The following is a 13,418-nucleotide window of genomic DNA, read 5'->3' on the forward strand; positions in this document are numbered from 1 at the left end:
TCGTATTTTTTAAGCGAATTTGAAAGCTTAAGCTGTATTATTCTAAAATAGCTGCAATACCAGGAAGTGTTTTTCCTTCAAGGCTTTCAAGCATAGCACCTCCTCCAGTACTTACATAACTTACTTTATCTTGAAATCCAAACTGTTTTACAGCAGCAACAGAATCGCCCCCACCAACAAGTGAGAATGCCCCTTTTTCAGTGGCCTCAGCAATTGAATTTCCTAACTCAATAGTTCCAGTAGCAAACTTTTCCATTTCAAAAACACCTAACGGCCCGTTCCATAAAATTGTTTTACATGCCATTACTACGTCATGAAATTGTGCTCTTGACTTTGGTCCAGCATCAACACCTTCCCATCCATCAGGAATCGCATTAATGTCTACAATTTGGGTATTGGCATCGTTACTAAAATCATCTGCAGCAACGGTATCAACTGGAATATGTACTTGTACATTCTTCGCTTTAGCTTGCTCTAAGATATCTAAAGCCAAATCCATTTTATCATCTTCACAAATAGAATTTCCTATGTTTCCGCCTTGCGCCTTTACAAAGGTAAAAGCCATTCCGCCACCAATAATCAGGTGATCTACTTTATCTAAAATATTTTCAATAATGGTTATTTTAGAAGATACTTTAGCCCCACCTAAAATGGCAAGTACCGGTTTTTCACCTGTTTCCATGACTTTCTTAATGCTTTCTATTTCTTGAGCTAATAATGTTCCGAAGCATTTTTTATCTTCAAAAAATTGAGCTACAATAGTTGTTGAAGCATGCGCTCTATGTGCTGTTCCAAAGGCATCATTTACATAAATATCACCAAGTTTTGATAATTTTTCAGCAAATGCAACATCACCAGCCGTCTCCTCTTTGTAATACCTTAAATTTTCTAAAAGCAATACTTCTCCTGGTTTTAAGTTTGCTGCTGCTTCCTCAGCATCAGCGCCAATACAATCTGGAACAAACTTCACATCAACACCTAAAATATCAGATACTGTAGATACAATGTGTTTTAATGAAAATTCGTCTTGAAACCCTTTTGGTCGTCCTAAATGCGACATTAAAATACAGCTTCCGCCATCTTCTAATATTTTAATAATAGTTGGTTTTGCTGATACAATTCTCGTGGTATCTGTAACTTCAAATTTTTCATTTAAGGGTACATTAAAGTCAACTCGAATTAATGCTTTTTTATTCTCGAAATTAAAATCATTAAGGGTTTTCATTCTATATAAATTTTGTCTTATTTATTGTTTCTCACAAAGGTAACTAATTAAAGAGTGCTAAAAAATGACATTTTTCACGAAAACGTTTGAAGTGCGAAAAGATTTTTAAAAATTTAATTAAATGATTATAACACCACACTAAATATGTTTCTATCTATTACGTATTTAATTAGAACACCAAGAACAACTCGTTTTCAAAATTGTTTTAATTATATAGGCTCATTTTTAAATTAAAAAATTCATTTACTTTTGCCTCATGCTATTTACAGATGTTTTAGGACAGGAACATATAAAAAATCATTTAACGCAAAGTGCTGATAATGGTAGAATACCACACGCCCAATTATTTGTTGGTAGAGAAGGCTCCGGCACGTTACCTATGGCGTTAGCATACGCCCAGTATATATTGTGTTCAAACATAAATGGGGAGAATAACAGGGGTAATACAGCTTGTAATTTAAAGTTTAAAAACTTTTCTCACCCTGATTTGCATTTTGCTTTTCCTGTAACTACAAGTGATAAAGTAAAAAGCCATCCAGTCTCCAGTTTTTATCTTGAAGAGTGGCGTCAGCTGTTGCATGAGCAACCTTATGGTAATTTGTTTGATTGGTATAAACTACTAGGTGTTGATAATAAACAAGGCTTAATTAGTGTTGACGAAGCACAAGAAATTGTGAAGTCTTTAACTTTAAAATCATATGAAGGCGGTTATAAAGTCATGCTTATATGGATGGCCGAAAAAATGAATTCTGCTTGTGCCAATAAGCTGTTAAAGCTCATTGAAGAGCCTCCAAATAACACTATTTTTATTTTAATAGCAGAAGATGAGGAACAAATAATAAACACCATAAAATCACGCTGCCAAATACTGCATTTTCCTCCGTTATCTGAGGATGTAATCAAAGACGCTTTGATAAAGCACTATAGTTTAGAGCTAAATGTTGCCACTAAAATAGCGCATCAAGCCAATGGTAATTATAATAAGGCCTGTGATTTAGTGTATCATGATTCTGAAGACACACAATTTGAAACCTGGTTTATTTTCTGGATACGAAGTGCTTTTAAAGCAAAAGGAAATAAAGCCGCCATACATGATTTAATTTCATGGAGTGAAGATATTGCTAAAACAGGACGTGAAACCCAGAAACAATTCTTGAATTTTTGTTTGGATTTTTTTCGCCAAGCACTTTTACTGAACTATAGAGCAACAGATTTGGTCTTTTTTGAACCAAAGACGGAAAAATTTAAGCTAGAAAACTTTGCGCCTTTTGTTCATGGTAATAACATTATGGATATAAGTAACGAATTACAAGAGGCCATTTACCACATAGAGCGAAACGGTAATTCAAAAATAATCTTGACCGATTTATCAATAAAATTGACCCGCTTATTACATAAAAAAGCAGAATAAAAAAAGCCTTTACAAGAGCGTTCTTATAAAGGCTTATATTTTTTAAATACGTAAGATTATTCTTTATTATAGTCCTCGTTTAATGCATTCAATATAATTTCAGTCAAATCGGCTTGCTCTTCGCCATATAATACGGATGCCGCATTCTCACTGGTTCCAAACACGAAATTATAGCCGTTTTTCTTTCCGTATTCTTTAACAAATGCTTTCACATCAACAATAACCGAATCTATTTCCGCCTGAAAGGCTTGTGTTAACTGTTGCTGTTCAAACTGCATTTGCTGTTGTAACATTTGTTGTTTTTGTTGCAACCCACTCATTAATTCTTGAGCCTTAACTTGAGAAGATTTCCTTGCTGTTGTTTGCGTTTCTTTTACCTCTAACTCAAAAGCCTTACTAATGCTATCAGCTTTTTTTCTAAAGGCTTCTTCTTTACTTTGAAATTTAGCCTCTACATCTTTCTTTTTTTGAAATCCATTTATAACAGTCCCGTTATCAATAAACCCAATTTTGTTCTGCTGACAAGACACGAAAACTAGAGATACTACTACTACGTAAAATATATGTTTCATTTAATTGTTATTTGATCGCGACAAATTTAGCAAAGCACACGTAAAGTTTGTTTGAATTTGTTTGGAATTTAACGTATAAAAAAAATCTATTAAATAAAAAATATCAATAAATCAAAATTATTAAAAATAAAACCAAATAAAGCCTTTTAAGCTAGTTTTAAAAAAACGCTTAGTGTTTCCCTTTTACAGGCTATAAAAACGCAAAACAACGACTCAAATGCGATTTTTTAATTTTTAATGATATAAATGACTGAAGAAACTTCTTTTGACACTATGGCTTTCAAGTTTGACACTAACCCAATAAAAAAACCTTTAATAAAACTTAATTTACCAGATTTATATTTTTCAGATAACATACAAACATAAAATGCGTCAAACCACATGGGTTTAACTTTTGTAACCTTTAAACCAAAAGACCCCATTAATTTAAACATTGAGGTTTTATTAAAATGCCAAAGATGACGAGGCACATCATATGCTGCCCAAAACGCATTATAAAATTGAGCATCATAACTTTTATAATTAGGAACAGCAATTATCAATCGACCATCTGGTTTTAAAAGTTCTTTAAAGCGTTTTATCTGATGATTCAAATCTGGTAAATGCTCAAGAACATGCCAAAGAGAAATGACATCAAAACTATTTTCTTCAAATTTTGAAAGCTGATCAATATCAAAAACCGCATGGTTTGTTTTTGAATTAGCAATACCCCTAGCCTGTTGATTTGGCTCAATACCTGCCACCTGCCATCCATTATTTTGTGCTACCTGTAAAAAATCACCCGTTCCGCAACCCACATCCAACAAATATTTTTCATCAGAAGCAAATGAGCGAATTAAGCTAAGTTTACGTTTTAAAGAAATACTTCTAACCACATGATAAACTTTTTCAAACAAATTTCTTTTAGCATCTGTATGAGAAATATAATCTTCACTTTTATAATATGCTGATAATTTATCAGAACTCGGTTGAGGGCTTGTTTCTAAAAATCCAAATTCTGGATGCTCAATCAAACTAAAAAGCTCTCCAGAAACAGAATGATCTTTTACTTTTAAAAAAATTTGTTTTGATTTTAAACCAGTCATGGATAAATAAAAAATAAAAACATTAAAAATATGAATGCTAATTGTACCTTTTTTATGATGAAAAACACGAGAACATTAAAATGTTTCACGTGGAACATTTTAATATCTTCTCATTATCTACCCATGTAAACTAGTAGCACAGAAATATCGTTTGGAGACACACCACTAATTCTGGATGCTTGAGACACCGTTGTAGGCTGTATTTTTTTTAGCTTCTCACGAGCCTCAAAACTCATAGATTTTATTTGAGAATAATCAAAATTATCTGGTATTTTCACATACTCCAACCTACTCAATTTATCCGCATTATTTTTTTCTTTAGCAATATATCCCGAATATTTAACCTGAATTTCTGCTTGTTCTATAATTTCATTATCTAGATTATGCTCTTGAATGTAAGCTTCTACAGAATCTATTTTTCTGATATCACTCATATCAATATTAGGCCTTGCGAAGATCTTAAACAACTTACCAGATTGTTTAACTTGAGCCGATCCTTTATCTTCTAAAACAGGATTTATTTCTTCCGGTTTCACGCTTGTTTCTTCAAAAAACTTAACAAATTTTGATGCGGCTTCGTGCTTTGCTTCCATACGTTTTAAGCGTTTTTCTGAAGCCAAACCAAGATCATACCCTTTTGGTGTTAACCTTAAGTCAGCATTATCCTGACGCAACAAGGTTCTATATTCAGCCCGTGATGTAAACATTCTATAAGGCTCCTCAGTGCCTTTTGTGATTAAATCATCTATCAACACTCCTATATATGCTTCGTCTCTTCTAAGAATAAAAGGATCTCTTTCTTGCACTTTCAAACTTGCATTTACTCCGGCCATCAATCCTTGTGAAGCAGCTTCTTCATAACCTGTAGTACCGTTAATTTGGCCGGCAAAAAACAAGCCACTCACTATTTTCGTTTCTAACGTATGTTTCAATTGTGTAGGTGGAAAATAATCATATTCAATAGCATAACCTGGTCTAAAAAACTTTACTTGTTCAAAACCTTCTACAGATCGCAATGCTTTAAATTGTACATCTTCTGGAAGCGAGGTAGAAAACCCATTCACATAAACCTCACACGTGTGCCAACCCTCTGGTTCAATAAATAACTGATGTCTGTCTTTATCAGCAAAACGATTAATTTTATCCTCAATAGACGGACAATAACGAGGCCCTAAACTTTTAATTCTACCATTAAACATAGGCGACCTATCAAAGCCCTCGCGCAATAAATCATGCACCTCAAGACTGGTATATGTCATATAACATGACCGTTGTTTTTCTAGTGGTTTGGTTACATCTAAATAAGAGAATTTCTCAGGCTGTTCGTCACCAGGCTGTTCAATCATTTTACTATAATCTAATGATCTTCCATCTACCCGAGGCGGTGTTCCTGTTTTCATTCTACCGGCATCAAAACCTAAATCAACCAACTGCTCTGTAATGCCTGTTGCCGATTTTTCACCAGCTCTTCCGCCACCAAAGTTTTTATCACCGATATGAATTAATCCATTTAAAAAAGTACCATTAGTTAAGACCACCGATTTAGCTTTAATCTCCACCCCTAATGAGGTCTTCACTCCTGCTACTGCACCTTGTTCTATTAACAATCCAGAGACCATTTCTTGGTAAAAATCGAGGTTCTGAGTTTGTTCAAGCATCATTCTCCAGTCTTCAGCAAAACGCATTCTATCACTTTGTACTCTAGGACTCCACATAGCAGGTCCTTTAGATTTATTAAGCATTTTAAATTGAATAGCTGAAGTATCAGACACAATACCGCTGTAACCACCCAGAGCATCAATTTCTCTAACAATTTGACCCTTAGCTATTCCTCCCATGGCAGGATTACAGGACATTTGCGCTATGTTCTGCAAATTCATGGTAATTAACAGTGTTTTACTACCCATGTTTGCGGCAGCAGCCGCAGCCTCAGACCCTGCATGACCACCCCCTACAACTACAACATCATAAACATCATTAAACATAATAGAAATTATTCAGATTATTATTTTCCTAAAACCAGCAAACTGTTCCACGTGGAACACTCATTATTTTAGCGTGCAAATATACACTTAATTAACATAAGAATTATATAACTCTAAATAGAGGTTCTCCTTTTCACGCATTAACTGGGCGTCTTCCTTTGATTTGTCTTTATATCCACAGTAATGTAAAATACCATGAACTACAACACGGCGTAGCTCTTCGTTAAAATCAGTTTCATAATCCTTAGCATTATCTTTAACACGTTCTACAGAAATAAAAATATCACCTTGAATCATGTGGCCTACACAATAATCAAAACTAATGATATCTGTAAGTGTATCGTGGTTTAAAAACTCAACGTTCAACCGGTGTAAATATGCGTCATCACAAAACACATAATTCACCTCTTCAAGCTTGAATCCTTCCTTAGAAATAACATCCGTAATCCAAAATCCAACACGCGCTTCATCATTAAGTTTAAAATCCGTTTCGTAATTAAATTCAATCATTACCGTTCTTAAAATACGCTTTAACTTTTTCTTTGTAATTTGAATGCAAAGGTAAACTTTGTCTATTTAATATTTCAGTGGACTCAAAATATTGTTTCGCTCTTTCAATATCATCATTGTCTTGACTTTGAAACACCTTCTTATTTGTGTTTGACTCTCTAGAATCATCCTCCCCTTGCTCCAACACCGCACGTTCTAACTTCAATAATTGGTGTTTTAAATCTAACATTTTATTTAGGGTTTCATTGGTAATTCCATTATTAAGAAGATCCATTTCAATATGTTCCATTCGTCTAATCAACGCCTCACTATTGCCTTTAAAACCCTCTTTAACCATTCTTTTTCTTAAAGCTTCCTTTAACTCTTGCTGTTGTTTGTATATTTCATAAATCAACGCCTCTTGTCCTTCTTCATAACCTTCTTCATCTACTTTATTTGATCCATTTTTTTTCTCTCCTTTACTCTCACCCTCTTCGTTATTTTCTGTATTATTACCTTGTTTTCCTTTATCAGGTGTTTGATCACCTTTACTTTGACCTTGCTTCATACCTTCTTCCATCATTTTATTTAACTCTTCCTGGCTCATAATGATATCAGGCAATTGCATATCTCCTTGTCCACCTTGTCCTTCCGACATACTTAAACTTTCTTGCATATTATCAAGAATGTCACTTAATATATCGGCTAGATTGTTAGCTGCAGTTACTGTGAATTGCTGACTTGATATACCTTGATACATTTGGCCATCTGCCATAACTTGTAACACTTTATCAATATTATAATATACCTCTGTAATTTCCTTATTAACCTCCTCTGATAATTTAGGTTGGCGCAAAGACAAGGCAAATAAACTATCATCAATATATTCAAAATGCTCTCTCAAACTGTTTTGTTTCTTTAAATATTTTCCAAGTTCATTATGTTCAGGATCTACTTGTTTAAACTTATTCATCAAAGCTTCCTGATTAAAAGAGAATAACACCACATTATCTAAAACCTGTCGCAACATTTCCATATCTTCTTGTATTTGCTCGCCACCAGACGCTTGCATACTTTTCTGCATCTTTTTGCTTAATTCCTTCATTTTTATGGCGGCATTTCTTTGTTGCTTCTGAGCCTTTTTGAAACGTTCATTTTTCAGCTCTTGCGTATCTTGCTCCTCTAATTCTTCTAAAAAATCTGAAGCTGACTCTTGATCCTTTTTAACTTCATTTTCGTCTAGCTGATCTCTTGGAATGTCTATCGGTTTTTTAAGCTGTTTACTACTTTTTTCTAATTGATTTAATTCTTCTAAAATGTGATTATAATTTTTATTTAAATTATCCTGGGTTTCCTTTGTGTTTTCCTTTTGGTCTTTTGAAGATAAGCTCTCTTGAGCTTCAGATAAATTATCTAAATCACGTTTTAATTTCTCTAGCTTCTGCTCTACATAAAACCGCTTAGTCAACTCTAACAATTGCTCAAGGCTTCGCTTTTTATTTTTATTTTGTTTACCAAGCTCATCCAATTTATTGATTAATTCCTCCTTTCCTATTTTTTCCTGAATCTTTTCAATTTCCTTTAGCAACTTTTCATCTTGTTCTAATTTTTTTTCATTCTCTTCAAGGCGCTTTTTCAAATCCTCTGTAAATTGATCATTTTTTATATGTTCTTTTTCAAACTCCTCAAGACGCTTTTGAAAATTTTTATTGAACTCCTTCATCATTTCATCCTGCTCTTTTTGTCGCTTTAAAAATGACTTGAGTTTACCTTTATCGTTAAAATTTAAGTTGGATTTTTCTTTCTGAGTTTGGGTTACTTCTATTCGCTTTTCTTCCTGCTCATCAAACTTGTTTAAAGATTTACTTAATTGCTCAATGGACTTCTCCTGCTCCTTTAAATTCTTACGCTCCTCTTCTTCCTTGGTGAGTTTTCTGTATGTATAAATGTTACTCTTTACACTTTTATGACCATTAACCTGATCATTATCAAACACTTGAAAATATAATTCATAAGGAATACCTGGTTCAATGTTTAAATTATTAGGGAATACACTAATAAAATCTTGAATATTTGCTTTGGTTAGTGGTATGATATCCTTTTCCTTTTCAGCTTCAGTTCCTTGAGGATAATACACTAGTTGCAATTTGCTTAAACCATAATCATCACTTACCTGACCATAAAAATATAAGCTTTGATGGTTGGTACTATCAATTGTCATCCTTAAAGAAATTTCAGGATGTTCATCCTTAATACTATTGATAGTAAAATCTAATTTTTCAAAATCCTTTAAATTTTCATTACTCGTACTTAAGCTATATGCAAAATCTTTTAACACCTTTTTTGACGTTGTAAACAGATCTTCCTTTTCTTTTTTAAAAGAGATAGTATCCTGTGTAAGCATGACAACCTCTTCCGTAGCTTTGGTTTTTAAAATCCATTTTATCTGACTACCTTCTGGTACCGTAGCATTCCCTGTGCTGGTAACAACCTCATCGGGTTTTAAGGTGTAACTTGGGTAGTCAATCTGCATTTCAAAATCAATAATAGAAGGGGTTGCTACCACCTCTAAAATATAAGGCTTAGAGACAATTGTATTACCTACAAGTTGAAAACGGATGTTTGCTTTTGGTTTAGCGAACACATACTCAAAAACTCCAACACCTAACTGTTGCAAATAGTAGGTTTCATCATTATAACTAATTTTAGCATTTTCTGGTGACACCTCACCAATGGTTCTTACTAAAAGTCTGAAATCTTGATTTTCAATGGCTTTTAAATCATTATTATCAATAAAAAATTGGAATGGTGCTGGTGGTTCATAAGCCGTTTTGTAATGCGTAACCCGCTCATAACTATCTTTAAACCAACTCAAATTTCCAAACACTAAGGAAGCCAAAATGATTACCACAGGAATAGCCGCATACTTTAAATAAGACAAGTTGGATTTAAAATTAACAGCCAGCTTAAAAGGAATAGGTGTTAATGCAGAAGATTTTTGTTCAATGCTTGCCAGTAACAATTCAGAATGTTCCTGTTCAGCACTTAATTGCAGAACGTTTAAAAGCTTATCATTAACCTCGGGAAAATGTTTCCCAATAAGTTTGGATGCTTCAATATAATCTATCCCTTGTTTTAACCGTAAAAGCTTGGCTAATGGAATAAAAATAAACTTTGTTAATAAAGCGAGTTCCACTACAATAAAAATCCAAAACAGCAACGTTCTAGCCAAAGTACCCATCCAGAAAACATACTCAATAAACAAAGTGACCAAAAGATATAATAAGCCCATCGCAAAAAACAAAATGCCCCCTCTTAACAATTCATTAGTATAATATCTCCTAATAAATGCTTCTAATTTTTGCTGAATGATTTCAAAATGACTCATAATTAAAGTAATGCACTTTCTATAGTATATAAAACTAACTAAACTACAATTTTATTTCTTACAAGGTTCATAATTAGCTGTTAATTGTATCTTTGCCACAAATTTACAAAACATGGCTAAAAACGTTCGTGTGCGCTTTGCACCAAGCCCAACTGGACCTTTACATATTGGCGGAGTAAGAACCGCTCTTTTCAATTATTTATTTGCTAAAAAGCACGGGGGTGATTTTATTTTAAGAATAGAAGATACCGATCAAAACAGGTATGTTGAAGGTGCAGAACAATACATTATTAATGCGTTGAATTGGTGTGGTATGCCTTTTGACGAGGGTGTTGGTAAAGAAGGAAACTTTGGACCCTACAGACAAAGTGAACGTAAACATATTTACAAACAATATGCAGATCAATTGATTACATCTGGAAACGCGTACTATGCCTTTGATACAGCTGAAGAACTAGATTACCATAGAAAGGACCATGAAGCCAAAGGAAAAACATTTATTTATAATTGGCATAACAGATTAAAACTTAATAATTCGTTGTCATTAAGTGCAGAAGACGTACAAGCCAAATTAGAAGCGGGTCAAGACTATGTTATTCGGTTTAAATCACCCCAAGACCAAACCCTGCATCTTACAGATATTATTCGTGGTGACATTAAAATAGATTCCAGTGTTCTTGATGACAAGGTGTTGTTTAAAAGCGATGGTATGCCTACTTATCATTTAGCAAATATTGTTGATGATCATTTAATGCAAATTACCCATGTTATTCGTGGTGAAGAATGGTTGCCTTCGCTTGCCTTACATTATCAACTCTATCAAGCACTTGATTGGGAGACACCAGAGTTTGCCCATTTACCTCTTATTTTGAAACCCACTGGTAAAGGAAAATTAAGCAAACGTGATGGTGATAAACTAGGGTTTCCTGTTTTTCCTTTAGAATGGACAGACCCTAAAACACAAGAAACTTCAAGAGGCTATAAAGAGGATGGTTATTTCCCTGAAGCTATGGTTAATTTTTTAGCGTTTTTAGGATGGAATCCGGGCACCGAACAAGAAATTTTTAGCATGGAAGAGCTTATTCAAGCTTTCGATTTGAACCGTGTTAATAAATCTGGAGCACGTTTTGATCCTGATAAAATAAAATGGTTTAACCACCATTACATGCAACAGCAAAGTAATGAGGCGCTGGCTATAGCCTTTCAACAAGAGCGCTCTGAACTTGCCGAAATTGATATTAACTTCATAGCTATCGTCATTGAGCTGATAAAAGAGCGAGCTACTTTTGTTTCTGATTTTTGGGATTTGAGTCATTTCTTTTTTATCGCACCAGAAACCTATGACGATAAAGCGGTTAAAAAGGCCTTTAAAGAAGGTACTTCGGATATTTTAAATGAGGTTATTACACAAATGGATCCTATTGAAGATTTTACGGTTGAGACACTTCAAAATACTATTAAAGGTTGGATAACTTCAAATAATATCGGCTTCGGAAAAGTTATGATGCCTCTTAGGTTAGCTTTAGTAGGAGCACTACAAGGGCCTGATGTTTTTGATATCATATTTATGATTGGAAAACAAGAAAGCATCAAACGTATTAAAAACGCTATTAACACTATTAGCATATAGTTTAATGAAATTATTTTATGTATATATTGTTTGTGTTATTCTGTTTTTTTCATGTGAACAGAAACATGAAGCAGACTATCCATTACATAATAAAACCGTATTAATTTTAGGAAATAGTATTACGCAACATGGGTTATATGTTGACTTTTTAGACTATTACTTGAGAAAAAACTTCCCAGATAAAAAACTAAATATTATTAGCGTTGGCTTATCAAGTGAAACCGTTTCAGGAGATTCTGAACCCAATCATCCGTTTCCTAGACCATGGGTTCACAATCGTTTAGATGACGCATTAAAATTAAGTCAACCCGACTTGGTTATGGCGTGCTATGGTATGAATGATGGCATTTATTCAAAGCTAGATTCAACCCGATTTAATCACTATAAAAATGGTATTAAAAAACTAAAGCATGAGGTAGAACAATCGGGTGCAGAACTTATACTTTTAACACCAACGGTTTTTGACCCAAAACCTATAAGAACCCGCATTTCTTTTAATGATTCTGAATCACAATCATATAAGCATCCTTACTATAAGTATAATGCCGTTTTACAGCACTATACTAATTGGTTAATGTCAATTAATAATATGAAAACCATTAACCTACATGCTTATTTAAACAAAAAATTAATAGCCCTAAAAAAACAGAACCCTGATGGTACTTTTATCCCAGATGGTGTGCATCCTAACCAAATAGGTCATTTTTATATGGCTAAAAAAATACTGTTAGATTTATACCCTGAAATAAAACTAAATACGGCTCAAACAGAACTCAAGCTACTTCAAAATGATACTTTATTTAAAACTATTTCAAAACGCCGACAAATTCAATCAGAAGGTTGGTTAAATTACATTGGCTATACCCGAGGACGAACTGTAAAATCAAATGATATAAGCACCACAAATGCTTTAGTAAATCAGTTGGATTTAAAAATACAGGAGCTTTTAAAATGATACCATAGCACCTAACACCAACATACTTTGGTGACCTTCAAAATTCGCTTTTCCTCCTAATGTATCTAGTCCTTTTTTGTCTAACTTTTTTAGCATGTTAGTAAAACCGTAAATATATTGCGCTTTCAGTTTGAAATTCTTTATTCCAGCAGAAGCCCCTACTGCCCCATTGAAATGAAACTGTGAAATATTAGAAATATCCTCTGCCATAAGATTGGTATAATTATTAATATAGTAACCACTTTGGTTTTCATCCTTCAATTCCAATTTTCCATTGTACTGCAACATAGGACCCACATCAATAGTAAAATGGTATGGAACTATTTTTATATGCATCAACATCGCCACCTGCGCTGCAAATAATTTGTATTCTATATTAGATTCTTCATTACTGATTAAGGCTGGTCTGGCCGAAACTTCTAAATGATTTTCAGAAAGTTGCATACCAAAACTAATGTTGTACCACTTGTTCGGAATATCAACCTCGGCAGCCAGGCCTCCTAAAAATCCATTGGCAGATTTGGTTTTAAAATTATCTGTAATAATATCAAATTGCGTGAGGCCACCTGTTAATGCAAAGCCATTTTTAATTTGGTAACTTGCTCTTTGCGCAAAACCAAGTGTAACAAAACATGTCGTTATTACTACTAATATGTAAAATTGTTTTTTCATTGAATC

10 protein-coding genes are annotated in these 13,418 nt (G+C 33.6%); 3 read left to right on the top strand and 7 right to left on the bottom strand.

Annotated features, from left to right (window positions below; all coding sequences use genetic code 11):
• Positions 1–37 precede the first annotated feature (37 nt).
• On the bottom strand, positions 38–1,225 hold the full coding sequence (locus FGF67_RS00630; protein WP_139694522.1) for a phosphoglycerate kinase: 1,188 nt from the start codon (positions 1,223–1,225) through the stop codon (positions 38–40).
• 256 nt (positions 1,226–1,481) lie between these two features.
• Between FGF67_RS00630 and FGF67_RS00635 the strand changes: the two genes are divergently transcribed.
• Positions 1,482–2,636, top strand: a complete 1,155-nt coding sequence (locus tag FGF67_RS00635) for a DNA polymerase III subunit (protein WP_139694523.1) — start codon at positions 1,482–1,484, stop codon at positions 2,634–2,636.
• A 56-nt stretch (positions 2,637–2,692) separates the two neighbouring features.
• On the opposite strand, the gene FGF67_RS00640 is transcribed toward FGF67_RS00635, so the two are convergent.
• The 5 genes from FGF67_RS00640 to FGF67_RS00660 all read right to left on the bottom strand — a co-directional run bounded on the left by FGF67_RS00640 (position 2,693) and on the right by FGF67_RS00660 (position 10,155).
• Complete coding sequence (locus tag FGF67_RS00640; protein ID WP_139694524.1) at positions 2,693–3,208, bottom strand: OmpH family outer membrane protein; 516 nt, start codon at positions 3,206–3,208, stop codon at positions 2,693–2,695.
• 227 nt (positions 3,209–3,435) lie between these two features.
• Positions 3,436–4,293: a class I SAM-dependent methyltransferase gene (locus FGF67_RS00645; protein ID WP_139694525.1), complete on the bottom strand. Its 858-nt coding sequence runs from the start codon at positions 4,291–4,293 to the stop codon at positions 3,436–3,438.
• Positions 4,294–4,406: 113 nt separating this feature from the next.
• Positions 4,407–6,278, bottom strand: a complete 1,872-nt coding sequence (gene mnmG, locus FGF67_RS00650) for a tRNA uridine-5-carboxymethylaminomethyl(34) synthesis enzyme MnmG (protein WP_139694526.1) — start codon at positions 6,276–6,278, stop codon at positions 4,407–4,409.
• A gap of 87 nt (positions 6,279–6,365) precedes the next feature.
• The gene (gene ybeY, locus FGF67_RS00655; RefSeq protein WP_139694527.1) at positions 6,366–6,788 is read right to left on the bottom strand and encodes an rRNA maturation RNase YbeY; all 423 of its coding nucleotides are present in this window, start codon (positions 6,786–6,788) and stop codon (positions 6,366–6,368) included.
• On the bottom strand, positions 6,781–10,155 hold the full coding sequence (locus tag FGF67_RS00660) for a DUF4175 family protein (RefSeq protein WP_139694528.1): 3,375 nt from the start codon (positions 10,153–10,155) through the stop codon (positions 6,781–6,783). Before FGF67_RS00660 ends, ybeY begins: the two co-directional genes overlap by 8 nt.
• A gap of 112 nt (positions 10,156–10,267) precedes the next feature.
• On the opposite strand from FGF67_RS00660, the gene gltX reads away from it, so the two are divergent.
• Both gltX and FGF67_RS00670 read left to right on the top strand, forming a co-directional pair.
• Positions 10,268–11,785: a glutamate--tRNA ligase gene (gltX, locus tag FGF67_RS00665; protein WP_139694529.1), complete on the top strand. Its 1,518-nt coding sequence runs from the start codon at positions 10,268–10,270 to the stop codon at positions 11,783–11,785.
• 4 nt (positions 11,786–11,789) lie between these two features.
• Positions 11,790–12,740, top strand: coding sequence for an SGNH/GDSL hydrolase family protein (locus FGF67_RS00670; protein ID WP_139694530.1), 951 nt, complete (start codon positions 11,790–11,792; stop codon positions 12,738–12,740).
• Here FGF67_RS00670 and FGF67_RS00675 read toward each other — a convergent pair.
• Positions 12,732–13,412: an outer membrane beta-barrel protein gene (locus tag FGF67_RS00675; protein ID WP_139694531.1), complete on the bottom strand. Its 681-nt coding sequence runs from the start codon at positions 13,410–13,412 to the stop codon at positions 12,732–12,734. The two genes, FGF67_RS00670 and FGF67_RS00675, sit on opposite strands and share 9 nt — an antisense overlap.
• Positions 13,413–13,418 lie beyond the last annotated feature (6 nt).

The sequence above is a fragment of the Allotamlana fucoidanivorans genome, assembly GCF_006265225.1.
GTDB lineage: Bacteria > Bacteroidota > Bacteroidia > Flavobacteriales > Flavobacteriaceae > Allotamlana > Allotamlana fucoidanivorans.

Excerpts from the sequence above, each read along its gene's own strand:
- FGF67_RS00630 (WP_139694522.1), bottom strand. The coding sequence starts at position 1,225 with ATGAAAACCCTTAATGATTTTAATTTCGAGAATAAAAAAGCATTAATT.
- FGF67_RS00635 (WP_139694523.1), top strand. The coding sequence starts at position 1,482 with ATGCTATTTACAGATGTTTTAGGACAGGAACATATAAAAAATCATTTA.
- FGF67_RS00640 (WP_139694524.1), bottom strand. The coding sequence starts at position 3,208 with ATGAAACATATATTTTACGTAGTAGTAGTATCTCTAGTTTTCGTGTCT.
- FGF67_RS00645 (WP_139694525.1), bottom strand. The coding sequence starts at position 4,293 with ATGACTGGTTTAAAATCAAAACAAATTTTTTTAAAAGTAAAAGATCAT.
- mnmG (WP_139694526.1), bottom strand. The coding sequence starts at position 6,278 with ATGTTTAATGATGTTTATGATGTTGTAGTTGTAGGGGGTGGTCATGCA.
- ybeY (WP_139694527.1), bottom strand. The coding sequence starts at position 6,788 with ATGATTGAATTTAATTACGAAACGGATTTTAAACTTAATGATGAAGCG.
- FGF67_RS00660 (WP_139694528.1), bottom strand. The coding sequence starts at position 10,155 with ATGAGTCATTTTGAAATCATTCAGCAAAAATTAGAAGCATTTATTAGG.
- gltX (WP_139694529.1), top strand. The coding sequence starts at position 10,268 with ATGGCTAAAAACGTTCGTGTGCGCTTTGCACCAAGCCCAACTGGACCT.
- FGF67_RS00670 (WP_139694530.1), top strand. The coding sequence starts at position 11,790 with ATGAAATTATTTTATGTATATATTGTTTGTGTTATTCTGTTTTTTTCA.
- FGF67_RS00675 (WP_139694531.1), bottom strand. The coding sequence starts at position 13,412 with ATGAAAAAACAATTTTACATATTAGTAGTAATAACGACATGTTTTGTT.